24 protein-coding genes and 1 pseudogene are annotated in these 23,764 nt (G+C 35.9%); 17 read left to right on the top strand and 8 right to left on the bottom strand.

Annotated features, from left to right (window positions below; translation table 11 throughout):
* Positions 1-215: 215 nt before the first annotated feature.
* The 11 genes from BLQ00_RS14470 to BLQ00_RS17630 all read left to right on the top strand — a co-directional run bounded on the left by BLQ00_RS14470 (position 216) and on the right by BLQ00_RS17630 (position 9,325).
* Complete coding sequence (locus BLQ00_RS14470; protein ID WP_093145028.1) at positions 216-1,628, top strand: MBL fold metallo-hydrolase; 1,413 nt, start codon at positions 216-218, stop codon at positions 1,626-1,628.
* A 24-nt stretch (positions 1,629-1,652) separates the two neighbouring features.
* On the top strand, positions 1,653-1,922 hold the full coding sequence (locus BLQ00_RS14465) for a heavy-metal-associated domain-containing protein (protein ID WP_093145027.1): 270 nt from the start codon (positions 1,653-1,655) through the stop codon (positions 1,920-1,922).
* 6 nt (positions 1,923-1,928) lie between these two features.
* Positions 1,929-2,942 (top strand): c-type heme family protein, encoded by a 1,014-nt coding sequence (locus tag BLQ00_RS14460; RefSeq protein WP_093145026.1) that lies wholly within the window; start codon positions 1,929-1,931, stop codon positions 2,940-2,942.
* Complete coding sequence (gene trxA / locus BLQ00_RS14455) at positions 2,939-3,235, top strand: thioredoxin (RefSeq protein WP_093145025.1); 297 nt, start codon at positions 2,939-2,941, stop codon at positions 3,233-3,235. The genes BLQ00_RS14460 and trxA overlap by 4 nt, the downstream gene beginning before the upstream one ends.
* Complete coding sequence (locus BLQ00_RS14450; RefSeq protein WP_093145024.1) at positions 3,235-3,819, top strand: methyltransferase domain-containing protein; 585 nt, start codon at positions 3,235-3,237, stop codon at positions 3,817-3,819. The genes trxA and BLQ00_RS14450 overlap by 1 nt, the downstream gene beginning before the upstream one ends.
* A gap of 147 nt (positions 3,820-3,966) precedes the next feature.
* Complete coding sequence (locus tag BLQ00_RS14445) at positions 3,967-4,686, top strand: peroxiredoxin (RefSeq protein ID WP_093145023.1); 720 nt, start codon at positions 3,967-3,969, stop codon at positions 4,684-4,686.
* 104 nt (positions 4,687-4,790) lie between these two features.
* Positions 4,791-6,122, top strand: coding sequence for a cytochrome ubiquinol oxidase subunit I (locus BLQ00_RS14440; protein ID WP_093145022.1), 1,332 nt, complete (start codon positions 4,791-4,793; stop codon positions 6,120-6,122).
* Positions 6,123-6,124: 2 nt separating this feature from the next.
* Positions 6,125-7,201 (top strand): cytochrome d ubiquinol oxidase subunit II, encoded by a 1,077-nt coding sequence (gene cydB, locus BLQ00_RS14435; RefSeq protein ID WP_093145021.1) that lies wholly within the window; start codon positions 6,125-6,127, stop codon positions 7,199-7,201.
* A gap of 16 nt (positions 7,202-7,217) precedes the next feature.
* Positions 7,218-7,514 carry a hypothetical protein gene (locus BLQ00_RS14430; protein ID WP_093145020.1) on the top strand — a complete coding sequence of 99 codons (297 nt, stop codon included), beginning with the start codon at positions 7,218-7,220 and terminating at the stop codon, positions 7,512-7,514.
* 169 nt (positions 7,515-7,683) lie between these two features.
* Positions 7,684-9,141 carry an NAD(P)/FAD-dependent oxidoreductase gene (locus BLQ00_RS14425; protein WP_093145019.1) on the top strand — a complete coding sequence of 486 codons (1,458 nt, stop codon included), beginning with the start codon at positions 7,684-7,686 and terminating at the stop codon, positions 9,139-9,141.
* A gap of 46 nt (positions 9,142-9,187) precedes the next feature.
* A complete protein-coding gene (locus tag BLQ00_RS17630) occupies positions 9,188-9,325 on the top strand; it encodes a hypothetical protein (RefSeq protein WP_175445459.1) in 138 nt (45 codons plus the stop codon).
* A gap of 97 nt (positions 9,326-9,422) precedes the next feature.
* Here the strand turns inward: BLQ00_RS17630 and BLQ00_RS14420 are convergent, their stop codons facing one another.
* The 5 genes from BLQ00_RS14420 to BLQ00_RS14400 all read right to left on the bottom strand — a co-directional run bounded on the left by BLQ00_RS14420 (position 9,423) and on the right by BLQ00_RS14400 (position 15,200).
* Positions 9,423-11,516, bottom strand: coding sequence for a TonB-dependent receptor (locus BLQ00_RS14420; protein WP_093145018.1), 2,094 nt, complete (start codon positions 11,514-11,516; stop codon positions 9,423-9,425).
* A 62-nt stretch (positions 11,517-11,578) separates the two neighbouring features.
* On the bottom strand, positions 11,579-11,974 hold the full coding sequence (locus tag BLQ00_RS14415) for a hypothetical protein (protein WP_093145017.1): 396 nt from the start codon (positions 11,972-11,974) through the stop codon (positions 11,579-11,581).
* 116 nt (positions 11,975-12,090) lie between these two features.
* Complete coding sequence (pncA, locus tag BLQ00_RS14410; RefSeq protein WP_093145016.1) at positions 12,091-12,699, bottom strand: bifunctional nicotinamidase/pyrazinamidase; 609 nt, start codon at positions 12,697-12,699, stop codon at positions 12,091-12,093.
* A gap of 52 nt (positions 12,700-12,751) precedes the next feature.
* On the bottom strand, positions 12,752-14,152 hold the full coding sequence (locus BLQ00_RS14405; protein WP_175445461.1) for a nicotinate phosphoribosyltransferase: 1,401 nt from the start codon (positions 14,150-14,152) through the stop codon (positions 12,752-12,754).
* A gap of 49 nt (positions 14,153-14,201) precedes the next feature.
* Positions 14,202-15,200 carry a metal-dependent hydrolase gene (locus BLQ00_RS14400; RefSeq protein ID WP_093145014.1) on the bottom strand — a complete coding sequence of 333 codons (999 nt, stop codon included), beginning with the start codon at positions 15,198-15,200 and terminating at the stop codon, positions 14,202-14,204.
* A 135-nt stretch (positions 15,201-15,335) separates the two neighbouring features.
* Here BLQ00_RS14400 and BLQ00_RS14395 point away from each other — a divergent pair, with 135 nt between their 5' ends.
* The 5 genes from BLQ00_RS14395 (at position 15,336) to BLQ00_RS14375 (ending at position 21,706) form a co-directional block, all read left to right on the top strand.
* Positions 15,336-16,649, top strand: a complete 1,314-nt coding sequence (locus tag BLQ00_RS14395; RefSeq protein WP_093145013.1) for a TolC family protein — start codon at positions 15,336-15,338, stop codon at positions 16,647-16,649.
* Between the two features lie 7 nt (positions 16,650-16,656).
* Complete coding sequence (locus BLQ00_RS14390; RefSeq protein ID WP_093145012.1) at positions 16,657-17,739, top strand: efflux RND transporter periplasmic adaptor subunit; 1,083 nt, start codon at positions 16,657-16,659, stop codon at positions 17,737-17,739.
* Between the two features lie 143 nt (positions 17,740-17,882).
* A complete protein-coding gene (locus tag BLQ00_RS14385; protein ID WP_093145011.1) occupies positions 17,883-21,077 on the top strand; it encodes an efflux RND transporter permease subunit in 3,195 nt (1,064 codons plus the stop codon).
* A gap of 95 nt (positions 21,078-21,172) precedes the next feature.
* Positions 21,173-21,478 (top strand): hypothetical protein, encoded by a 306-nt coding sequence (locus BLQ00_RS14380; RefSeq protein ID WP_093145010.1) that lies wholly within the window; start codon positions 21,173-21,175, stop codon positions 21,476-21,478.
* Positions 21,479-21,496: 18 nt separating this feature from the next.
* Entirely contained in the window at positions 21,497-21,706 is a 210-nt protein-coding gene (locus BLQ00_RS14375) for a YgaP family membrane protein (protein WP_093145009.1), read from the top strand.
* 11 nt (positions 21,707-21,717) lie between these two features.
* Here BLQ00_RS14375 and BLQ00_RS14370 read toward each other — a convergent pair whose 3' ends face one another.
* From BLQ00_RS14370 to BLQ00_RS17825, 3 genes and pseudogenes are all read right to left on the bottom strand, one after another.
* A complete protein-coding gene (locus BLQ00_RS14370) occupies positions 21,718-22,770 on the bottom strand; it encodes a proline iminopeptidase-family hydrolase (RefSeq protein ID WP_093145008.1) in 1,053 nt (350 codons plus the stop codon).
* Between the two features lie 15 nt (positions 22,771-22,785).
* Positions 22,786-23,091 (bottom strand): membrane dipeptidase, encoded by a 306-nt coding sequence (locus BLQ00_RS14365; RefSeq protein WP_093145007.1) that lies wholly within the window; start codon positions 23,089-23,091, stop codon positions 22,786-22,788.
* 237 nt (positions 23,092-23,328) lie between these two features.
* A pseudogene (locus BLQ00_RS17825) lies at positions 23,329-23,439 on the bottom strand (RidA family protein); the annotation flags it as partial.
* Between BLQ00_RS17825 and BLQ00_RS14355 the strand changes: the two are divergent.
* Positions 23,413-23,640, top strand: a complete 228-nt coding sequence (locus BLQ00_RS14355) for a response regulator transcription factor (RefSeq protein WP_229792655.1) — start codon at positions 23,413-23,415, stop codon at positions 23,638-23,640. The pseudogene BLQ00_RS17825 and the gene BLQ00_RS14355 overlap by 27 nt on opposite strands.
* Positions 23,641-23,764 lie beyond the last annotated feature (124 nt).

Here is a 23,764-nt window from a genome sequence, read left to right as displayed (position 1 = left end):
TAGTACGGACAAATGATATAAATCAGTTGCAGTAGCTGATAATTGTCATTGTATTAAATAGCACATACCGTTATTTTTATTCCTTTAACAAAAGTTCTACTTAAAAGTTATTTCAAATACAACACTCATGTGTGATACTAGACTCTGTGTAACTTAAGTTACTGCATACAACTCTATTCTATCATATTTTTGAGTACGAAAAAAAATAAAAAATCATGAACATAGAACAAATTTATACAGGCTGTTTAGCACAGGGAGCATACTATATAGAAAGTAATGGCGAAGTTGCTATTATTGATCCCTTACGAGAAGTAAAACCGTATATCGACAAAGCTGAAGCTGCAAATGCAAAAATTAAATATATTTTTGAAACCCATTTTCATGCCGACTTTGTAAGCGGTCATATTACCCTTGCCAAAGCAACAGGAGCTTCCATTGTCTATGGACCAACGGCAAAGCCCGCATTCGACGCTGTTATCGCTACAGACGGTCAAGAATTTAAGTTAGGAAACATTACCATCGTTGCGCTACACACGCCAGGACATACAATGGAAAGCACCACGTATTTGGTGAAAGATGAAAACGGTAAAGACACCGCAATTTTTAGTGGAGACACCCTCTTCCTTGGTGATGTGGGGCGTCCAGATTTAGCTCAGAAAAAAGGAGTCGTAACTAAAGAAGATTTGGCCGGTTTCTTGTACGATAGTTTACGAAATAAAATAATGCCACTTGCCGACAATGTAATTGTATATCCTGCGCATGGTGCTGGTTCTGCCTGCGGAAAAAACATGATGAAAGAAACGGTTGATACGCTCGGCAATCAGAAAAAAATGAACTACGCCTTACGAGCAACTATGACGAAAAGTGAGTTTATTAAAGAAGTAACTGAAGGTCTGTTGCCTCCTCCAAAATATTTTCCACTCAATGTTCAAATGAACAAAGAAGGATATGAAGACATCGACGTCGTGCTGCAACGAGGAACGCAAGCCTTATCACCAGATGCTTTTGAAGTAGCTGCTAATGAAACTGCTGCCATTGTTTTAGACGTTAGAAGTAAAGAAGATTTTGCGAAGGGACATATCCCTAGATCCATTTTTATTGGTTTGGATGGAAACTTTGCTCCTTGGGTGGGTGCGCTAATTGCCGATGTAAAACAACCTATTTTATTGGTGTGTCTTCACGATAAAATAGTAGAAACCATTACTAGACTTTCAAGAGTAGGATTTGATCATACCATTGGGTATTTAAAAGGAGGTTTTGATGCTTGGAAAAAAGAGGCTAAAGAGTACGATACCGTAAGTACTGTAAATGCAAAAACGTTCAAAAGCATTTCTGAAGAGAAAAAAACAATGGTTTTTGATGTTCGAAATGAAAATGAATTTCTGTCTGAGCATGTGGTGGACGCTATAAATACACCACTAGACTATTTGAACGACCATCTAGCATCATTTCCTAAAAATGGTTTGTTTTATCTTTATTGTGCTGGTGGATATAGAAGTATGATTGTTTCTTCTATTCTGAAAAGCAGAGGCATTCATAATCTTATAAATATTTCTGAAGGTTTTAATGAGTTAAAAGAAGCTGGACTCCCTGTTTCAAACTATATCTGCCCTTCAACACTTAAATAAATAGAATCATCTAAATAAACATATATGAAAACTTCAATAATTGTACAAAATCTGAAATGTGGAGGTTGTGCAAATACCATTTCAACAAAATTAGCATCCATTAAAAACATATCAGGAATCCATGTGGATGTAGATGAAAGTAAAGTTTCTTTTAATTATCAAAATGAAATGGACGCTTTTTCGGTTAAAGATAAACTGAAGGCTCTAGGATATCCTTCTATTGAAGATGAAAATACATTTACAGCCAAAACTAAATCATTCGTAAGCTGTGCGACTGGAAAGTTTTCAAAATAATAACTAATGAAAAATATCACCTACCTTATTTTTTTATCCGTCCTACTTTATAGTTGCCAAGAAACAAAACATAAAGAGTATTCGGCTTCGCAAAAACAAGTTGAAGTTAATCATCCTGGCAAAAAATTAATGGAAACCAATTGTTATGTTTGTCATAGCCCTTCAGCAACAATGGAAGATCGAATAGGACCACCTATGATTGCAATAAAAAAACATTATATAGGTGAAAATACTTCAAAAGATGAATTTGTAAAAGCCATGCAAGCTTGGATTGAAAACCCGAACGAAAAAGATGCTAAAATGTATGGTGCAGTGAAGCGATTTGGTGTCATGCCGAAGCAGGCATACCCTTCTGAAACTATTGCTCAAATAGCTGATTATATGTTTGATTATGACATTGAACAACCTGAATGGTTTGAAGAACATTACAACAGTAAAAATGGAGGGAAACAATCTCAAGGCCAAAAGAAACAACACAAGAAAAAGTTTCAAAAACAACAAGCTAATGCTACCATTGACACTTTAGGTTATGGAGAACGCGGGTTACAATATGCTTTAGCAACCAAAGCGGTTTTAGGTAAAAACCTAATGGGAACTATTCAGAAAAAAGGGGTAAATGAAGCTTTGACTTTTTGTAATGAAAGAGCATATCCCTTAACAGATAGTATGTCTACGGTGTACAACGTTGCTATTAAACGTGTATCTGACAAGCCTCGCAACCCAAATAATCAGGCAAATGCAGCAGAATTAAAATACATTAATTCCTTCAAAAATGATATTAAAAATGCTGTTGAACCTACTCCTATTGTAGATCGTCAACAAGATGTGGTTAAGGTTTACTATCCTATTACGACCAATACTATGTGCTTACAATGTCACGGAAAACCAAATGAAAATATTGAAGCCACAACATTAAAAGAAATAGCGAGTTTATATCCTTCAGATAAAGCCACAGGCTACGAAAGTAATGAGGTAAGAGGAATTTGGAGCATTACGTTTCCTAAAACAAATAACAAATGAGTAAATTTTCAGAAATAATAAATCAAGAGACCCCAGTATTGGTCGACTTTTTCGCAGAATGGTGTGGCCCGTGTAAAATGATGAGTCCTATTTTAAAACAAGTAAAAGACACTTTAGGAGAAAACGTTTCTATCATAAAAATTGATGTCGATAAAAACCAACCTTTGGCAGCAAAATATCAAGTGAGAGGGGTTCCTACATTAATTCTTTTCAAAAAAGGAGCCCAAGTGTGGAGACAATCGGGTGTGCTTCAAAAAGACGAACTGATTAACATAATTACAAAAGCTTCTTAATGAATCTATCAGAAGATTTTTGGGATAGTAAATACAAAGCAAAAGATATTGGATGGGATTTAGGTAAAATTTCTCCTTCTTTAAAAGCGTACTTTGATCAGTTAACAAACAAAAATCTAAACATATTAATTCCTGGTGGTGGAAATAGTTATGAAGCAGAATACCTATTTAATAGTGGATTCAAAAATGTATTTGTAGTTGATTTGTCTAAAACCGCTCTGGATAATTTTAAAAAAAGAGTCCCCTCCTTTCCTAGCTCTCAGCTTATTCATAGTGACTTTTTTAAATTAGATAAGACCTTCGACCTACTAGTAGAACAAACATTTTTTTGTGCTATTCATCCAAAATTAAGAACCGACTACGCTTCCAAAGCCTTTGAATTATTAACTAAAAAAGGAAAAGTTGTAGGCCTCCTTTTTAATGTGCCCTTAAATCAAAATCATCCACCTTTTGGAGGATCTAAAGCAGAATATTTAGAAATTTTTAATCCGAAGTTTACCATTGATACTATGGAAATAGCCTATAATTCTATTGCATCAAGACAAGAAAAAGAATTATTCTTTATTCTAAAAAAGAATGAATAAAAACTTTTCAGTAAAATGTCGGAGAAAATAATTTTAACACTTTTTTAAGCTTAAAATTGTTCCTTGTGTAACCTAAGTTTCAAATAGATATTATTTATAGATGTAAATTTGTTGTATAGAACAAAACAATCATTAAAAATACATATTATGGAAGCTACACAGCAACAACAAGAAGTTTTTACAATGCCTAGAATTGGTGACAAAGCACCAGAATTTACAGCAACTACAACGCAAGGAGAAATTAATTATCCATCCGATTATAAAGGAGAATGGTCTATATTATTTAGTCACCCGGCCGATTTTACTCCTGTTTGTACTTCGGAATTTATGACATTTGCGCATTTGGAAGAAAAATTCAACAAAGCAAATTGTAAACTTATAGGATTATCGATTGACGGTTTATACAGTCACATTGCTTGGTTAAGAACAATAAAGGACAAGATAAAATTTAACGGTATGGAAAATATCGAAGTTAAATTTCCTTTAATTGAAGACATCTCGATGAATGTCGCAAAAAAATACGGAATGATTCAGCCAGGCGAAAGTAAAACGCAAGCCGTTAGAGCCGTTTTCTTTGTAGATCCTGAAGGAATAGTTCGTGCTATTATTTATTATCCGTTAAGTTTAGGACGTAATTTTGATGAATTATACAGAGCTTTAATCGCAATGCAAACCTCAGACAAATTCAATGTTGCAACCCCAGCAGACTGGAATCCAGGTGACGATGTCATCGTTTCTCCAGCAGGATCTTGCGGTGTTGCTGAAGAAAGAATGAGTGGCACAGACGATTTAGAATGTGAAGACTGGTTTTTCTGTACCAAGAAATTAGACAAGGATATGGTTTTAAAAGAAATTCTTAAAAACTAACATCAATTTTAATTAAAAAGAGTCTCAATTTGAGGCTCTTTTGTTACAAAAGTTACTTAATGTTTGCGAAGTGCTTTGTATTTTTATAGTCTAAATAGCCGAATATGGAAGACATGCTCTTTTATGATAGAATGCAGTTTGCATTTACGATCACATTTCACTACTTATTTCCACAATTAACCATGGGCCTTTCGCTTATGATTGTCTATTTTAAGTGGAAATTTCTCCGAACTCAAATTGAAAAATACAACGACGCCGCAAAATTTTGGATGAAAATTTTCGCGCTCAATTTTGCCATGGGTGTGGTGACAGGTATTCCAATGGAATTTCAATTTGGAACGAATTGGGCTAAATTTTCAGAGCTTACGGGCGGTATTATTGGTCAGACCTTGGCTATGGAGGGTATGTTCTCCTTCTTTTTAGAATCCTCCTTTTTAGGGCTCTTCCTGTTTGGAGAAAAACTATTGGGCCATAAGCTCCATTTTCTAACAGGATTCTTAGTCTTTTTAGGCTCTTGGGCTAGCGGTTATTTAATTATTGCCACACATTCTTGGATGCAATATCCTGTAGGTTACGAGATTTTAGAGAATGGAAAATTTGTCTTAACCCATTTTGGGGCATTGTTTTCAAATCCGTGGTTGTTACCTTCATACTTGCACAATCAAGCAGCTTCTTTAGTAACCTCATCTTTTGTAGTCGCTGCCATTGGCGCCTTTTACTTACTGAATAATAAGCATAATGAATTCGGGAAGCTATTCGTAAAAACAGGTGTTGTTTTCGGATTGATATCTAGTCTTATCGTAGCATTCCCAACAGGTGATTGGGCTGCTAAAAACGTGGCAAAACATCAGCCTGTAACTTTTGCTGCGATGGAAGGTATTTTTGAAACGGAAGACGGAGGATCGGAAATTGTTCTAATTGGACAACCCAATATGTTGGAAAAAAAATTAGATAACAAAATCGCTGTTCCCAATATTCTAAGTTTTTTAACCTATCAAGAATGGGATGCAGAAATAAAAGGACTCAACGAGTTTGACCCTAAAGATTACCCCACAAACGTTCCAGGATTGTATTACGCATATCATATTATGGTTGGCTTGGGCACCATTTTTATAGGTTTAATGCTACTAGCAGCGGTGCAGTTATTCAGAAAAAAATTATATAAAACAAAATGGATTTTATGGTCCATCATGTTTATGTTGCCTTTTCCATACATCGCAAATACTACAGGTTGGTATACGGCAGAATTAGGAAGACAACCTTGGCTAGTCTATAATTTGCTACGTACCGCAGATGGTGCTTCTCCTACTGTGTCAGCTGGAAACACTTTGTTTACTTTATTGGGCTTTATAGGGTTGTATTTACTTCTCGGACTCCTGTTTTTAATGCTCGCAGGGAAAATTATTAATAAAGGACCACAACTTAATCAACACTAACTATGGAATTATTTTGGTATATCGTATTAATGACAATGTTAGCGGTTTACGTTATTTTAGACGGCTATGATTTTGGCGCAGGTATTATTCATCTATTCTTCGCGAAAACTGAAAAAGACAAAAAAGCCATCACCAACGCCATCGGTCCGTTTTGGGATGCTAATGAGGTCTGGTTAATTGCCTCAGGAGGTGTTTTATTCTTCGCCTTCCCTACTTTATACGCGTCATCATTTAGCGGGTTTTATTTGCCTCTGATAATGATTTTGTGGCTGCTAATTTTTAGGGCGATCGGTTTAGAACTAAGAGGTCAAATTCACAACAAAATGTGGGAAAGTATTTGGGACAAGGCTTTTGGTATTTCAAGTTTATTATTAGCACTATTTTTTGGTGTGGCACTGGGTAACATTGTACGAGGTGTTAACTTAGGAAATGTAGTGGATGGTATTTCTACCTACGAAGGACATTATTTCTTTTTACCTCTTTGGAATCCGACGTTTAGCCCACAAGCGGAACAACTAGGGATTATCGATTGGTTCACTTTACTTTTAGGTATTGTTGGTGTTGTGGCACTAACCATTCATGGAGCTAATTGGATCATCTTCAAAACAAACTCTGACATCAATGAAAAGCTAAAAAAAGTAGCCTTCAATCTCAATTTTGTATTACTAGCCTTAGTAATTGTTTCATTGCTTGTTTGGCATGTTATTGAACCCAAACCCTTTCATAACTTTATCGAAAATCCTTGGTTATGGATCTTTCCTATCATCACATTTACAGGCTTGTTCGGACTCTTCAAAGTGAAATCCTTTCAAAAGCACGGAAGAGGTTTTTTATTTTCATCGTTATTTCTCTTAGGCGGATTAGCTTCTACAGTAGCTTCCATATTTCCGAAGGTATTGCCATCTACCAACATTATTAACCCAGACTTGACAATTTACAATGTCGCGGCTCATGAATATGGTCTATCGGTAGGGGTATATTGGTTTGTAATTGCAGTGGTATTAGTAGCTATTTATATGATAATCCAATACAGAGTGTTTAAAGGAAAGATGGACGATGTTGGATATGGAGAACATTAACTAGAATTTCAATACTATGACTGCTACCTTAATTTCTTTACTAAGTGTTTTTATTGGGATTATTGCAGCGAACCTAACTGGGTATTTTAAGAAAAAGTTTTCCTTCGGAAGCACTGGAAATACGTTAATAGGTGTTTTTGGTAGTATTTTATTCATCAAATCGTTTGGAAGACTCGGCTTCGACCCTTTGCGCATAATGTACAACGGAACATTTCATACTTCACTATTTATAATTAACGCAATCGTTTCTGCTCTAGGAGGTGTTTTCGGACTCATTTTAGCAAAATTTATATACCGTAAAATGAATCCTTAGCTCTTTAAGCTTTCTCCTTTCTATGTAACAAAAGTTACTGTTCAACTCCTTTATTTTCACAACCTTTATACTATATAAGAGGGTGTTTTTCAAGTAAATAATCGAACTGATATATATCATTTCACACCCTTTACATTAATAGTAATTTCACTTAACTAAATTATAGATAATGTCTAAAATTGTCATTTTAGGAGCTGGTATTTCTGGTCATGTGGCCGCAGCTCATTTACGGAGAAAACTGCCAAAAGAACATGAAGTTTTGGTAGTTTCTCCAAACAGCAACTATCAATGGATTCCTTCCAATATTTGGGTAGGAATTGGTAGAATGAAATCGAGACAAATTTTATTTCCATTAGCGCCCTTGTACAAAAAGAAGGGAATTCATTACAAGCAAGCAAAGGCGATCTCTTTTTTTCCTGAAGGTGATAACACCGAAGTCAAGCCGTATGTTCTAGCTGAATATGTTGCAGGAGACGAACAAGGACAACAAGAAAAAATTACTTACGATTACTTGATTAATGCCACCGGTCCTAAATTAAATTTTGAAGCGACTGAAGGTTTAATCCCTGGACAAAATAAAGTCTATTCCGTTTGCACATACACACACGCAAATCATGCTTGGGAAGGCCTTAAAGGCTTAATTCAAGAAATGAAAAAAGGAAAGAAAGCTAAAATACTTATCGGCACTGGCCACGGAAAATCTACGTGTCAAGGGGCAGCCTTCGAATATATTTTAAATGTAGAACAAGAATTACGTCGGCATAATGTACGAGATATGGCCGAAGTTACTTGGATTTCTAACGAATATCAATTAGGTGATTTTGGAATGGACGGTATGTTATTATCCTACGGAAGCATGACCATGAAGTCACATGAGATGGTAGAAATGGTGTTTGAAGATAGAGACATAAAATGGATACTTGGAGCCGGAGTCAATAAAATTGAAGATGGAATAGCGCATTATGAAAATTTAGACGGTGATTACAAAACCGAAACCTATGATTTTGCGATGCTGATTCCGTCGTTTTCTGGTCATGGTTTTAAAGCCTATGATAAAAACAATACCGACATTACAGATAAACTTTTTAAAGGGTTTATGATAGTCGATGCAGACTACACACCCAAACCTTATGAAGAATGGTCTGTAAAAGACTGGCCAGAGACTTATCAAAACCCAAATTACAAAAACATATTTGCTCCTGGAATTGCATTTGCACCGCCACATGCCATTTCAAAACCTAGAGTGAGCAAAAATGGAACGGTCATATCTCCCGCACCACCTCGTACAGGAATGCCTTCTGGTATTACTGCAAAGTTGGTCGCAGACAATATTATTGATTCTATAAAAAGTGGCAAAGAATCGTTAGAACACAAAGGCTCGATGGGAAATATGGGGGCTGCTTGTATTGCTTCAGCTGGCTTCGGAATGACAAAAGGAAGCGGTGTGAGTATTACCACCTACCCAATTGTTCCCGATTATGAAAAATACCCAAATACACAAGGAAGACAATTAGGAAAAACTTTTGGAGAAATAGGTCTTGCAGGACACTGGCTAAAACTAGCCCTGCACTACGCCTTTATTTACAAAGCTAAAATGAAACCATTTTGGTGGTTGATTCCTGAATAGGAATCAAACTGAAACTAGAAGATTCCTGAATAAAAAACAAAATAGTATGACCCAAAGAATTTCAAAATACCAACGATTTAAAATGATGAATCCAATTCTTCAATTTTTTAAATTCATTTATTTAAGTATCAAAATAATGCTCGTGGTAGCGGGTGGACATGGAGGTACAAGGAAGGTAAACTGATTGCTATCAGTGATTTTTAGTTGTTTTTGAAGAAGGCACTTATATGCAGTTATAAGTGCCTTTTTTCTTTTATATAACTAAATTATATTACTCTCAATTAGAATTGATACTGAACAAAAGCAGTAAAGTTTCTTCCTGGTTCTGTGATTGGAGTTCTTCCAAAATCCTCTTGATTTGTGAAACTAAAGTTTAAATGGTTGTTATACGCTTCATCAAAAACATTCAACACAGCAACGCCCAACGTTACATCTTTAAGCGGTGTAACCCCAAATTTAACATCTAAAGTTTCATAACCATCGGTTGTGGTTTCTCCAAAACTTTCAGCAATATCTTTTTGTTTGCTGGTTACATTATAAGCAATATTGGCCCAGTATTTTTCGCGTTTCAATCCTAAATTAAAATTTGTGGTTAAAGGAGGAGTAAGCGGTAGCGATTCATTTAAATCATTATTTTTTGCATAGACATAAGCCAATTGAGTTTTAAAATAAAAGTCGCTTAAAAAGTTAACTTGTCCCATTACTTCAAAACCAGTTTTGTAAGCATTGTTTAGATTTCTAAATACTTTTACAAACTGTGGATCTGCTGTAGGCATAAATTTGCGAGTAATCGTTGGGTCTTCAACGGCTACGATATAGTTTTCAAATTTTGAATAGTAAAAACTAGAAGCAAATTTAAAACTGTTGTCCTTGTTGTGACCTTTAAAACCAATTTCAAATTGATTGTTAACCTCGGGAACTAAGTTTGGATTTCCTAAATATTCATAAGGATCTTGTCCCACGGTAAAATGATTAATGTAACGCTCTATCATATTTGCAGAACGAATTCCTCTTCCGTAGGCCACTTCCATAGTAACATTCTTACCAATTATCTTTTTAATAGATACAGTTCCGCTAATATTATTGTCTGTTTTTTCTTCTAGATTGTATCGTGTTGCAAAACCTTCTTCAGGATCATTTATATTACTTTTTACCATGTCATATCGTATTCCTGCGGTTACAATCGCCGTAGAATCTATGGCCCATTTTGCTTCCGTAAAAACCCCGAAATCATCAATGTAAGAGTCTTGCCAAACCTTATCGTTAAAAACTAACGGTGTTTCTAAAGGCATCCCCATCATATTTAGTTTTACGGTTCTCGTTCTCCCTCCATCTCTTGCAATATGCATGGCATCAAAACCACTAAAAACAGTGATCTCTTCAAAAGGGTCCCAATTCAATTCTAACTTCCCTCCTATGGTTGTTGCGTCTACAGCAGATTCCGAAGCAGTAGTTTCAAATGAGGGTCTGTCAAAATTAGTCATTAAATGGTCCACATAACTATAGTAAGCTTTGGCTGAAAAACTCTTAAACAAATCACCCAAATCAGAAATTTTATAATCTAAAGAAAGAATGCTACTATTATCATAATCTGTATCCATTGCTAAAGCAGCATGTAATACGTCACGTCCAAACGATTGTCTCCAATGGGCTTGTAATCGTTCATTTTCAGAAAAATTATAACCGTATTTCACTCCGTAATCCGTACTTCGGAAAGAGGACGGAATCTCAACACCATTTCCGTCTTCATAGCTACCAAAATCTCTATACCCTACATTTCCAACAACATCATATTTATCTTCAATATACTGAAGCTGAAGCATGCTAGCGAGCGAACTTCCATTCGTTTCATACCCTCCAGATACCTTGCCGTGAAATCCTTTTTCTAAATAATTGGGCTTTTGTGTCACCATATTTATGATCCCTCCAAATGTGGCTCCGTAACGTACGGTGTAAGGGCCTTTAATTATTTCAATTTTTGAGATTTCTTCAGGAATAACATGTGTTGTAATCGGATCCATCCGATTTGGACACGCGTGCATCGCTTTGGTTCCACCATCATACTGAATGTTTAATTGTTCGTACTGACTCGCTCTAAAACTTGGGTCGATAGCGTAGTTTCCTCGTTTGATCACCGAGAACCCGTTAATGTCTTTAAATAAATCGGCAACGTTTTTTGGTTGTACGATTCCTTCTTCATAATTATTAGTTACAACCGTGTGAATAGGGTCCGTTCTAAGGTTTCCAGAGACAATGACCTCGTCTAAAATAGTCACTTTTTGTTCTGTTGTGTCTTGTTTTTTGTCATTTGTTTGACCAAAGGACATCGCGGTAATTACTGTGCATAGCAGCACACTATAAAATGTTTTCATCATAGTATTGTTTAAAATTTGGAATAAGTCTTTATGTTAGTATTGAATGAAAATTCATTACTTAACTAACATAGGTTGTATAGATAGACGTATCCTTGTGGAGGATGAAAACAAGAAATCTTATACTTAAAATTATATAGATTTATATAGGAAAAGAATGCTCTTTTTTGAGGCGTTAAGGAAGTAACAATTTTATAATCGATAAGAGGTTGGTGAAACAACAGTACTTCAAAACTCGACGTTTTATTAGTGGTTTTATCATCTTCAGCAGATTGTGTCACCTTTTTTAAATGGCATTTACCATTGCACTGAAGCTCGGGCTTATCTTGATTCACACAAAGATTTTCAATAAAGCCCACGGGATCTAACTCATAATATATAAACGTAAAAGGGACTCTTAAAGTGTTAAACATAATAAGAGTACTTAACCCAATAGAAAAAAAGAAAGTCCAATTTTTCATTGCTACAAAGGTATAGCAAGCAAGTGTTTTTAAAAGTGACTTATGTCACATAACACCTTTTTTTGGGGAATCGTTTCTATAAATTCTGAAGAATCTGTTTTCTATTTAAGGTAACATTACGATACAGATTCCGAAGTAATAATTTGAATTCCCATAGCAATCATTTCCTTCTTTATTTCTGAAAACTTTTCAGTATCTAATGCCATTGAAGCATCTTCAATAAAATAACAATTAAAACCTTCTTTAAGAGCATCATTAATGGAAAAATAAACACAAATATCTGCTGCTAAACCACATACATAAAGTTCCGAAACTCCTTTTTCCTTTAGATAGCCAGCCAACCCTGTTGACTTTAAATGGCTATTATCATAAAAAGCACTGTAAGAATCTATCTCTCTATCCGTTCCTTTTCTGAAAATAGCTTCAAATTTTTCCGTTTTTAGATCGGGATGAAATTCGGCTCCCTGGGTTCCTTGCACACAGTGATTGGGCCATAATGTTTGTGACTTTCCTTGAATTTCAATTTCATCAAAAACAGATGCTCCTTTATGGTTTGAAGCAAAGCTTATATGATCTTCAGGATGCCAATCTTGCGTGGCAATCACTAAATCGAATGTATGTTGCATCCCATTGATGATTGGGACAATTTTATCTCCTTCAGGAACAGGAAGCGCTCCGCCAGGCATAAAGTCGTTCTGTGCATCAATAATAAGAAGGGTTTTCATGGATTTATATGTTAAGCTTATGGCTAAATAGTATTAAAACAGGAGATCCGATTTAAAACTTATGTTTTTGAATTAATATATCTCGTTCTTGTTTCAGTGGAGTGCTAAGTCCTATTTTATAAACATGCGGATTTTGAAAACGCTTGTATTCATTTGGAAGTTGTTTTAATCGGGATTGAGAATATTCGGTAATTTCTGAAACAGAACGAGAAGGCACTATTCTTTTACCATTCTCCATAACTTTTTCAAGTAATGATTCCTTTTTAAAGCTATCAATTTCTAAACTTTTAGTACTATCGAAAGGATGCTCCATATACGTTATCTTATCTTCGGTATATAGCGCTACTGCATCTGCTCCATAAAACATTCCGTTCGCGTCTAGCATTCGATACACTTGCTTTTTACAAGGAAGTGATACCTTATTTATACTTTCGGAAAGTTTGATTCTAGACTCGCCATTGTATTCAGATAATTTATAAACACCATCTAGTGCAGCATCTGGTTTTCCAGTCACCAAGTTTGTCCCCACTCCAAAAATATCTATAGGAGCTCCTTGTTCCTTCAGACTTTTAATTACATATTCATCCAATTGATTTGAAGCTACAATTTTCACATATTCTAAATTAGACTCATCTAGTATTACTCGGACTTTTTTAGACAAATATGCCAAATCACCACTGTCTAAACGAATTCCCAACAATTGCTCCCCTTCACGTTCCATTTCTTTAGCTACTGTAATGGCATTTGGCAATCCGCTTTTTAAGGTATTATACGTATCTATTAAAAGGACACAGTTTTTTGGTCGTATGCGAGCAAAATCACGAAATGCTTTTAATTCGTCTTCATAACTTTGTATGAATGAGTGTGCCATGGTCCCTGAACACGAAATGTTATAATCTTCGGCTGCCTTCACATTACTCGTGCTGTCAAAACCACCAATAGCAGCAGCTCTTGATGCATAGTAGCCACCTGTTGCATGGGCGCGACGTAATCCCATATCTAACAAGACTTTATCCTTTGCACTTTGTCGTATTCTACAAGCTTTCGTTGCAATTAAAGTCTGAAAATTGAGAATATTTAGTAAAAGTGTTTCTATAATTTGGGCTTCTATGATGGTAGCTTCCACCTGTAAAATGGGGCGATTCGGAAAAACAACATCCCCTTCCTTGCTTGAATAAATAGTTCCTTTAAAACGAAAATTCTTTAAATATTCTAAAAAATCATCTTCAAATCCGTGTTGTTTCAAATATGAAATATCAGAAGAAGTGAACTCAAGTGTTTCGAGAATATCTAAGACATCTTCTAATCCGGCAAAAATAGAATAGCCGCTTTTAAATGGGTTATTCCGAAAATAATAATCAAAGATTGCACTTTCACGACGCTTCGTACTAAAATAAACTTGAGCCATAGTGAGTTGATAGAGATCTGTATACGCCGCAGTAATATTCATGATATGTATATTTGATTAGTGCTAAAAACACTAATAGTTAATGTATTATTTTTTAATTGCCTTTTACACGTTTCCACAATTCGGATAGCAATTTCTTTCCGTCACGTTTATTTTTAGGAGCTTCAGTGAATGTTACGCTGCCTGAAGCATCTTGCGTTATTTTATACTGAAACACAAAGTTCTGAGATTGTGGGGCCAAACTAAGTAGTCCGAAGCGCAAATCATTAAAATAAAGTCCGTCCTGCTTCTCGATAATCGTAAACCATCCTTCAGAAATACCAATCATACGCTTTACTTTTTCCTGTTCCGCTAGGCCACCTAATAAATTATGATTTTTCGGGTACGTTTCAAAAGTAATTGGCTTTGAATCAAAAAACGAATAATTCCCCAATAAATAGGCATCTTCAGTTTCCACATTAGCACTCCATAATACCGTATTCATAGGGGACGGTCTGGTGTCCAATTGTAAATAATCAATATTTTGAACCTCTAAAGCTTTTTCAAATTGATTAAAAGCAACCCATTTTAAAAGAAACGTGAGCGCCAAATAAGAGCTACTAATAAGCAATCCCAGGTTATTATACAGACGTCGCTTTTTAGAAGTCCGATTCTGAAACATAGCAAGAATCAAAAACACTAATAAAGGAATCGTATAAAGCGGATCGATTACAAAAATGGTTTTAAATGCCAATCGAATGTCATGAGGCCAAAACAATTGAGTTCCCCAAGTGGTGTGTGCATCTAAGATAGGATGTGTAATAAACGCCCAAAAGAAGAGCCAAGACCAACCTTTAAAATCTTTATATTTCTCATACCTAGAAACAAGCCAACCAAATATGGGTGCGAAAAGTACCGAAAAAACAATAGAATGTGTAAAACCACGGTGTATTGAAAGTGCTGTTACCGTATCAGTAATATATGAAGCAAATACATCTAAATCGGGTATAGTCCCTGCAATAGCACCGTACAGCATGGCTTTATTTCCAACTTTTTTGCCTAAAACAGCCTCTCCTACGGCTGCTCCTAATACGATTTGAGTAAGTGAATCCATATAATTTTCAAAAGTAAGATATGCCAACGAAACTACCTCTTTTCTTAATTCATAAATCGATTTTTGTTAAGTAACTTTTGTTACTGAGTTCTGCCTTTTATAACCCTATTTTTGTATCATCAAATTTAATTACTAATGAAAAAAACACTGTACGTACTATTACTTTCGATGCTGTTTGGAAATTTCTCTTTGTTCGCGCAAGAAAAAGTTTCTATTACTAAAGCAGAAGTAGTAGAAAAAGTTTCAGAAAATAATACTTCTTTAAAAATTTCTGAAGAAGATTATAATGCTGCCAGAGCAGATTACCGTCAAACCAATGCTGTTTTTCTACCCAATATCACAGCGAGTCATACTGGAATTGCCACTACCAATCCATTAATGGCATTTGGTTCGAAACTAAATCAAGAGATTTTAACGCAAAATGATTTTAATCCAGCTTTGTTAAACGATCCATCGCAGATAGAAAACTTTGCTACCAAATTTGAAATTCAGCAGCCACTGCTCAATTTAGACGGTGTGTATCAACGAAAAGCTGCCAAGTCTAAAATGGACGCGATGTCGTTAAAAACAGAGCGAACATCAGACTATTTAGTCCTTGAAGTTGAGAAAGCGTATATGCAATTGCAACTAGCGTATAAAGCTGTCGATGTTTTAGAAAAAGCATTGGAAGCTGCGAACGCCAATAAGAAAATCGTTGAAAATAATTTTAAGCAAGGGTATTTACAACGCACCGATGTGTTGTATGTAGAGGTTCGCGTGACGGAAGTTCAAAATCAGTTACAAGTTGCAAAAAGTAATGTACAGAATGCTTCCGATTATTTATCCTTCTTGATGAATGATAAAACCTATGTAATGTACCAACCAAGCGATGCGTTAGCTATCAATACTTTTACTGAATTTTCAGCCAACAGCATTTCTGAAAACCGTTCAGACATCAAGGCGATGGAATTCGCTTCTCAAGCCTACGAAGCTATGAATAAGGCTGATAAAATGGCTTTTTTACCACGACTGAATGCTTTTGGTAGTTACGAGCTATACGATGATCAAATTTTTCAAGGAGATGCCAACGGGTATTTGTTTGGTGCTCAAGTGAGCTGGGATTTATTTCAAGGTTCTAAGCGCTTCGGAAAAGCACAAAAAAGTAAGGCAGAATTTGAAAAATCAAAATTAGAATACAACCAATATGTTTCTCAAAGTAACTTGGAGTTAAACAAAGCGAAACGTGCTTTTACAGATGCCGAGAATAAACTGAAACTTACCACACTAGCGATGGAACAATCTGAAGAATCATTGCGAATTCTTACCAATCGTTTTAAAGAAGGTCTTGAAAAAACAGCAGATGTCTTAACAGCTGAAACAACTTTTTCGCAGAAGCAATTAGAATACTATCAAACAATTTTTGAATACAATTACGCGCAAGCTTATTTACAGTTTTTAACCAAAGAATAATCTAGAGATGAAGAAATATATATACCTAATCACCCTAAGTGCAGCCACTTTATTTTTAACGAGCTGTGGTAGCGAAGACAAAAAAGCGATGGTAGATAATTCACCAGCCATCCCTGTGGTTGTAAACCAAGTAGCAGCGAATAGTAATAGTCCTTTTTTAAGTGCGAGTGGAAAAATTCAAGCAGCCAACAGCGCCGATTTAAGCACGCGGATGATGGGCTACGTAAACAAAGTACATGTAAATGTTGGTGATAAAGTGTCCAAAGGACAATTATTAGTTTCCATCAACAACACCGATTTACAAGCGAAAAGCGCACAAGTGAATGCAGGAATTACAGAAGCAACTGCTGCCTTCAAAAACGCAGAGAAAGATTACAATCGGTTTAAAAATTTGTTTGCAGAGAACAGCGCTTCTCAAAAAGAAATGGACGATATGACGGCGAATTTCGAAATGGCGAAAGCTCGACTAGAAGGTGCTAGACAAATGAAAAATGAAATCGGTGCACAGTATGCCTACACAAATATTACCGCACCTTTTAGCGGAATTATAACGAGCAAAAATGTGGAAGCCGGAAATATGGCAAATCCAGGAGTTCCACTAATTAGTATCGAAACTCCAGGGAGCTTTGAAGTAATGGCAATGGTTCCTGAATCTGAAATTTCTGAAATTAAAAAAGGAACAGAAGTAGATGTCTTGATAAAATCTATCGATACGACTGTGAAAGGTACTGTGACTGAAGTGAGTAGTTCGGCTAAAAATACTGGCGGACAATACTTGGTGAAAATTGCCTTGAAAAAAACAGAGGCTTCCATCCTATCGGGAATGTTTACAACGGTTCAATTTCCTGTAGAAAGAAAAGAAAAAGCAACGATGGTTTTAATCCCTTCGGAAGCAATTATAACCAACGGACAACTATCTGGTGTCTATACGGTAAGTGAAAGTAAAACGGCTTTGTTACGCTGGTTACGATTAGGTAGAACATTTGGAGATCAAGTAGAAGTATTGTCGGGTTTAAATTCGGATGAGGCGTATATCGTTTCTGCGGAAGGAAAACTTTACAATGGAGCAAAAATTACATTCAATAACTAAAAAATTGCGTTAAGAACCTGCCAGCCGGCAGACAGGTAGCAGCAAAAATCCTTTTTTAGCGACATACAGAGCAAAAGCAAATGGTTCTGAAGCTAAAAAAGATTGAAACAACAGCCTGTTAAAACGCCATAATAAAAACAAAGATGAAAGAAGGTATCGCAGGGAAAATTGCCAAAATCTTTATACAGTCGAAGCTTACTGTGCTTTTAATGATCGTTTTTATGGTTGTTGGAGTCTACAGCTCGTTTTTGATTCCGCGCGAGGAAGAACCGCAAATTGATGTGCCAATGGCAGATATTTTTGTAGGCTATCCTGGGGCGAGTCCGACAGAAGTTGAGTCTCGAGTTATAAAGCCTTTAGAGCAATTAATTTCGAATATTAAAGGGGTAGAATATGTGTATTCTACGTCGATGAAGGAACAAGGAATGGTCATCGTACAGTTTTATGTAGGTGAAGATATTGAGCGTTCGTTTGTGAAATTGTACAATGAAATTAACAAGCATATGGACCAAATGCCGCAAGGTGTAACGTTTCCATTGGTAAAGACTCGAGCCATCGATGATGTTCCCATGTTGGGATTAACATTGTGGAGCGAAAATTACGACGACTATCAATTAGGTCAGATGGCACAAGAGCTTGAAGCCGAAATTAAAAAGGTGAATGATGTCGCGATAACGCATAAAATTGGAGGTAGAAATCGGCAATTACGTGTGGTGCTAGACAAAGATAAATTAGCGGCTAGCGGATTGGATTTCTTATCGGTTTCTGAAATGATTAGCGCCAATAATTCACAATTAAAGGCAGGGTCTTTCGATAAGAATGACACTGAATTTTTAGTGAATACAGGTACATTCTTGACTTCTGTTACCGATGTTGAAAACCTCGTGGTTGGCGTACAACAAAATCAGCCCATTTATTTAAAACAAATCGCAAGCATTATTGATGGTCCTGAGGTTCCATTAAATTATGTGAGTTTGGGCTTCGGAAAAGGAAGCGACAAGTCGGGAGCTTACAAATCGGAATATCCGGCAGTTACCATTTCGGTTGCCAAACGGAAGGGTGCCGATGCAATGAAAATTTCAGAAGTTATTATCGATAAAGTTGAACATTTACGAACTACTTTAATTCCGGATGATGTTCATGTAGAAGTGACTCGAAATTATGGTGAGACGGCTTCTCATAAAGTATCTGAATTACTCTTACACCTTATAGGCTCGATATTTGCCGTTACTTTAGTGGTAATGTTAGCCATGGGTTGGCGCGGTGGATTGGTGGTGTTTTTATCGGTACCAATTACATTTGCCCTCACCTTATTGAGTTATTACATGCTCGATTACACCCTCAACCGAATTACTCTATTTGCTTTGGTATTTGTGACAGGAATTGTCGTCGATGACTCGATTATCATTGCTGAAAACATGCACCGGCATTTCAAGATGAAACGCTTGCCTTTTAAACAAGCTGCCCTGTATGCGATTAATGAAGTTGGGAATCCGACTATTTTAGCAACATTTACGGTAATCGCCTCAGTATTGCCAATGGCCTTTGTTTCAGGTTTAATGGGGCCCTATATGGCGCCTATGCCTATTGGAGCATCTATTGCTATGATTTTATCATTATTTGTTGCTTTGACCATTACACCTTATTTAGGATACATCTTCTTAAGAGAAAAGGATAAAAAAGGAGTCGAAAACAAACCTGAAAAAGCGGTAGAAGATACTTTAATTTACAAGATTTACAACAAATTTGAGAGACCATTGTTAGAAAACAGCAAAAAGCGTTGGTTGTTTTTAGGAGGAACTTTTTTAGTCTTAATGGCAACGATGGTCTTGTTTTTTACCAAATCGGTGGCGGTAAAAATGTTGCCGTTCGATAATAAAAATGAATTTCAAGTTGTAATCGACATGCCTGAAGGTACTACCTTGGAGCGAACTGGTGTGGTTGCGCAAGAAATTTCACAATACTTATCGACGCGTCCAGAAGTTGTAAACTACCAAAACTACGTTGGAACCTCTGCGCCTATTACTTTTAATGGTTTGGTACGTCATTACGATTTACGAGGGGGAAGTAATATGGCCGACATCCAAGTGAACTTAATAGACAAAAGTGAACGTGATATTCAGAGTCATGGTATTGCAACTTTAATGCGTCCAGATATTCAGAAGATTGCATCCAAGTACAATGCGAATGTAAAGTTGGTAGAAGTACCACCAGGGCCTCCTGTATTATCGACGATTGTTGCTGAAGTGTATGGTCCAGACTATAACGAGCAAATGAAGATTGCGAATAGCATTCAAGACATTTTGAAAAACACAGACGATGTGGTAGATATCGATTGGATGGTTGAAGCCGATCAAACAGAATATCAGTTTGAGATCAATAAAGAAAAAGCCATGTTGTACGGGGTAGCACCTCAGCAAATTGCATATACTATGAATATGGCCTTGTCGAATCGTTCTGTTACCAACTTATATGATGAAGATGCAGTAACACAAGTTGGTTTGGTATTGGCGTTGGATGAAAAGGAAAAATCAACTATTTCAGATATCTCACAGCTTAAAATAAAATCGAATCAAGGAACGATGGTTCCTATTGCAGATCTTGTTACTATACAACAAACCACTGCTGCTAAAAGTATTTATCGTAAAAATCAGAAGCGAGTGGTCTATGTGATGGCCGATATGGCTGGGGAATTAGAAAGTCCTGCGTATGCTATTTTAGGAATGGAAGAGAAATTGAAAGAAATTCCGTTACCACAAGGCTACGAGATAAACGAAATGTATTTAGGGCAACCAGATTTTGAAGACGACTATACCGTGAAATGGGATGGAGAGTGGCAAATTACCTTGGAGGTTTTTAGAGACTTAGGAATTGCCTTTTTAGGAGCTATTATTCTGATATACATCTTAATTGTTGGATGGTTTCAAAACTTTAAAGCACCAATTGTAATGATGGTTGCGATTCCACTTTCTTTGATCGGAATTATTTTAGGTCACTGGATTATGGGAGCCTTTTTCACAGCAACTTCTTTTATTGGAATGATTGCATTGGCTGGAATTATGGTTCGAAACTCAGTATTGCTCATTGACTTTATCAACTTACGAACCGCTGAAGGAGTACCGTTAAAGCAAGCGGCCATTGAAGCTGGTGCTGTGCGTACTACCCCTATTCTGCTCACTGCAGGAACAGTAGTAATTGGAGCCTTTGTAATACTATTCGATCCAATTTTTCAAGGGTTGGCCATCTCGTTAATGGGAGGAACTATCGTTTCCACAGTATTGACGTTATTGGTTGTGCCGTTGGTGTATTACATGATAGAGAAAAAGAATCATAAATAATAACCTGTTTGATTGAATGCAGACGAACTCTATATAAAGCTTTATGCTGAAACGAATTCTCGACTGCATTCGAAGGGACAATAAATCATAAGAAAATGAAATTAGTTATCGTTACAGCTGTTGAGCAATTTCAAAAGGATGTTTTGAGGTTATTCAAAAATGCAAATATTGAAAATTTTAGTAGTTCGGACATTGATGGTCATAAAAATGGAACTTCAGTTTTAATGGCTTCTAATTGGTTTTCCGCAGAAAAAGGAGGCAATGAATCAAATCTATTTTTCTCTTTTACTGAAGCCGAAAATATCGATGTACTATTCAACTCAATCAAAGAATTTAATACTCAATTAGAAACAAACAATCCGATAAAAGCGGTAGTAGTTCCTATTGAAAAATCTATATAAACGTAAAAATTAATTACAATGTTAAATACATATTTTAGAGTTATTGTTGGTGTAATGGTCTTACTTAGCGTGGTGTTAAGTGTTTATGTGAGTCCGAATTGGATGTGGTTCACCGTTTTTATTGGTGTGAATTTAATTCAGTCGGCATTTACAAAATGGTGTTTATTAGAAACTATTTTGAAAAAATTGGGAGTTAAAAGTGATAGTGGAGCAAGTTGTTCGATATAAAGACCTTAATTTCAATTTTTAAAATCTCCTGAATTTACATCTTTTATAAATTGCACCAATCCTGAAAAATAGGTTTCTGGGTCGTCATATTGTGAAACGTGGCCAGCATTACAAGTAAGGCTTCTTCCGTATTGCACTTGAGTACTCATCCATTCCATATATTTTGGATCCATAGTATCGTATTTTCCACCGATCATTAAAGTTGGAGTTTTTATTTCTTTTAATCTATCGGAAATATCCCAGGTTTTTAATGTGGCATTAGCTGTTACACCAAATTCGCTATGCCCTTGCATATAGATATAAATCTTAGAATTAAGATGAGAAAAGGAGCGATTCACAAATTCTGGCCATTCATCTAAAGGCTTGCGAAGAATATGTTTTGTATAATAATTATTCATCACTAATTCGGCATACCTTGGATTTGAGAAGTCTTCGTTTGCCTCTATCTCTTTTATTTCTCTATAAATTTCTGGGGGAAGTTGAGCTCCCAATACTTCGGCATATTTTTCATACTCTGGGATGCTCGCCATCATATTTGAAATTATTAACCCTTTCAAATTATCTTGATATTTTAAAGCGTATTCCATCGCTAAAATACCACCCCAAGATTGACCGAGCAGGTAAAAATTGTTTTTGTCAAGATTTAAAGCTTTTCGAACTTGCTCCACTTCTTCCACAAAATGTTTGGTAGTCCAAAGCGTAGAATCGTTTGGTTTATCACTGTAATAACTGTCCAGCTGATCGTAATAGATGTATTCAATCTCTTCATTTGGAAGATACCCGTCAAAATTTTCGAAGAATTCGTGGGTGCCTCCTGGACCGCCGTGAAGCAATAATACCTTCATTTTTGGATTGTTACCCACGCGTTTTGTCCAAACATTGAAAGTCCCTTTTGGAGTAGTGATTGGAATCATCTTGATGCCTCCCGTAATTTGGTCATCACTGTTTGAATAATCCATATAACTGGATTTACTAACGGTTTCTTTCGTTGCTGTCTCTTGCTTTTCGGCACAGCTTAAAAGTAATACTGCGGAAATTATTAGAAAGTAAATTGCATTTTTCATGAAAGTCAGTTTAGATTAGTTCGTTTCATTCGCTTTAAAAACCCGAAGCAGGTTTCCGCCAAGGATTTTATCTATATCTTTTTCGCTATAGCCCTTTTCTACCAAAGCTTTTGTAATTAAAGGGTATGTGGTAACATCATCCAATTGTTTTGGTGGCTGATAAATTCCATCAAAATCAGAACCAATACCTACGTAATCTACTCCTACTAGTTTAATAACATATTCTATATGCTGAATTACAAAAATAAAAGCTGCTCGAAGTTTATATGATTCATCCGTATATTTTCTATACATAGCTTCTTCAGCGTGATATTTATACATTCCCGTTTTTACGAGCGAATCTATTTCTACTTTGTGATTTTTTAATTTTAATTTAGATTATTGGTTGCGTTTTTATTGTTTCATTTCTACTCGAATCAATCGAATGGATTTTGTATTACTTAAATTAACTACAGAGTGAGGAGCTTCAGATTCTTTGCACATTGTAAATGGCATGGATAGTGGTTCTGGAAGTTCTCGTGAAGCGAAAATAACGGTGCCGTCGCCATCATAATCGACAAAATCTCCAACAGCGGTTCGATTACCTTCATCATCCATACTCACAGCGCCAGAAATTTTAATGTCATTTCCAATTTTCACGGCATGGGTATAACCAAAAGCTTTCCCTATTTAGGGACGCAAATCGCTCGGAAAACAGTAAACCACTATGCACCAAAACCGGTACAAGAATCTCTTTTATCACCCCGCGAAAATGAAGTGGTTAAAGAAATTGTTGCGGGTAAAAGCTATCAAATGATTGCAGACAATCTCTTTGTTTTAATTAACACGGTACGCACTCATATTAAGAATATCTACAAAAAGCTGAATTGATTTGGAAATCGTATAATAATAAGCTTTAACATTTTGGTCATTTTTTGTTTGAAAGGAAATAGTACTTCAGATTAAATCTGAGATTATTTAATTAGACTACCTTTGTTACTAATAATCCTAGACC

Origin of the sequence: Ulvibacter litoralis (genome assembly GCF_900102055.1) — a bacterium.
GTDB classification, from domain to species: domain Bacteria; phylum Bacteroidota; class Bacteroidia; order Flavobacteriales; family Flavobacteriaceae; genus Ulvibacter; species Ulvibacter litoralis.
Note: the sequence above shows the minus strand (reverse complement) of the source record. Positions and strands in the feature narration are given on the sequence as shown.

Bases quoted from the DNA above. Each gene is read 5' to 3' on its own strand.
- BLQ00_RS14370 (WP_093145008.1), bottom strand. From the start codon at position 22,770: ATGAAAAATGCAATTTACTTTCTAATAATTTCCGCAGTATTACTTTTA.
- BLQ00_RS14365 (WP_093145007.1), bottom strand. From the start codon at position 23,091: ATGTATAAATATCACGCTGAAGAAGCTATGTATAGAAAATATACGGAT.
- BLQ00_RS14465 (WP_093145027.1), top strand. From the start codon at position 1,653: ATGAAAACTTCAATAATTGTACAAAATCTGAAATGTGGAGGTTGTGCA.
- BLQ00_RS14430 (WP_093145020.1), top strand. From the start codon at position 7,218: ATGACTGCTACCTTAATTTCTTTACTAAGTGTTTTTATTGGGATTATT.
- BLQ00_RS14445 (WP_093145023.1), top strand. From the start codon at position 3,967: ATGGAAGCTACACAGCAACAACAAGAAGTTTTTACAATGCCTAGAATT.
- BLQ00_RS17630 (WP_175445459.1), top strand. From the start codon at position 9,188: ATGACCCAAAGAATTTCAAAATACCAACGATTTAAAATGATGAATCCA.
- BLQ00_RS14425 (WP_093145019.1), top strand. From the start codon at position 7,684: ATGTCTAAAATTGTCATTTTAGGAGCTGGTATTTCTGGTCATGTGGCC.
- BLQ00_RS14450 (WP_093145024.1), top strand. From the start codon at position 3,235: ATGAATCTATCAGAAGATTTTTGGGATAGTAAATACAAAGCAAAAGAT.
- BLQ00_RS14385 (WP_093145011.1), top strand. From the start codon at position 17,883: ATGAAAGAAGGTATCGCAGGGAAAATTGCCAAAATCTTTATACAGTCG.
- trxA (WP_093145025.1), top strand. From the start codon at position 2,939: ATGAGTAAATTTTCAGAAATAATAAATCAAGAGACCCCAGTATTGGTC.
- BLQ00_RS14460 (WP_093145026.1), top strand. From the start codon at position 1,929: ATGAAAAATATCACCTACCTTATTTTTTTATCCGTCCTACTTTATAGT.
- BLQ00_RS14420 (WP_093145018.1), bottom strand. From the start codon at position 11,516: ATGATGAAAACATTTTATAGTGTGCTGCTATGCACAGTAATTACCGCG.
- BLQ00_RS14355 (WP_229792655.1), top strand. From the start codon at position 23,413: ATGGGTATAACCAAAAGCTTTCCCTATTTAGGGACGCAAATCGCTCGG.
- pncA (WP_093145016.1), bottom strand. From the start codon at position 12,699: ATGAAAACCCTTCTTATTATTGATGCACAGAACGACTTTATGCCTGGC.
- BLQ00_RS14470 (WP_093145028.1), top strand. From the start codon at position 216: ATGAACATAGAACAAATTTATACAGGCTGTTTAGCACAGGGAGCATAC.
- BLQ00_RS14380 (WP_093145010.1), top strand. From the start codon at position 21,173: ATGAAATTAGTTATCGTTACAGCTGTTGAGCAATTTCAAAAGGATGTT.
- BLQ00_RS14390 (WP_093145012.1), top strand. From the start codon at position 16,657: ATGAAGAAATATATATACCTAATCACCCTAAGTGCAGCCACTTTATTT.
- cydB (WP_093145021.1), top strand. From the start codon at position 6,125: ATGGAATTATTTTGGTATATCGTATTAATGACAATGTTAGCGGTTTAC.
- BLQ00_RS14415 (WP_093145017.1), bottom strand. From the start codon at position 11,974: ATGAAAAATTGGACTTTCTTTTTTTCTATTGGGTTAAGTACTCTTATT.
- BLQ00_RS14375 (WP_093145009.1), top strand. From the start codon at position 21,497: ATGTTAAATACATATTTTAGAGTTATTGTTGGTGTAATGGTCTTACTT.
- BLQ00_RS14440 (WP_093145022.1), top strand. From the start codon at position 4,791: ATGGAAGACATGCTCTTTTATGATAGAATGCAGTTTGCATTTACGATC.
- BLQ00_RS14395 (WP_093145013.1), top strand. From the start codon at position 15,336: ATGAAAAAAACACTGTACGTACTATTACTTTCGATGCTGTTTGGAAAT.
- BLQ00_RS14400 (WP_093145014.1), bottom strand. From the start codon at position 15,200: ATGGATTCACTTACTCAAATCGTATTAGGAGCAGCCGTAGGAGAGGCT.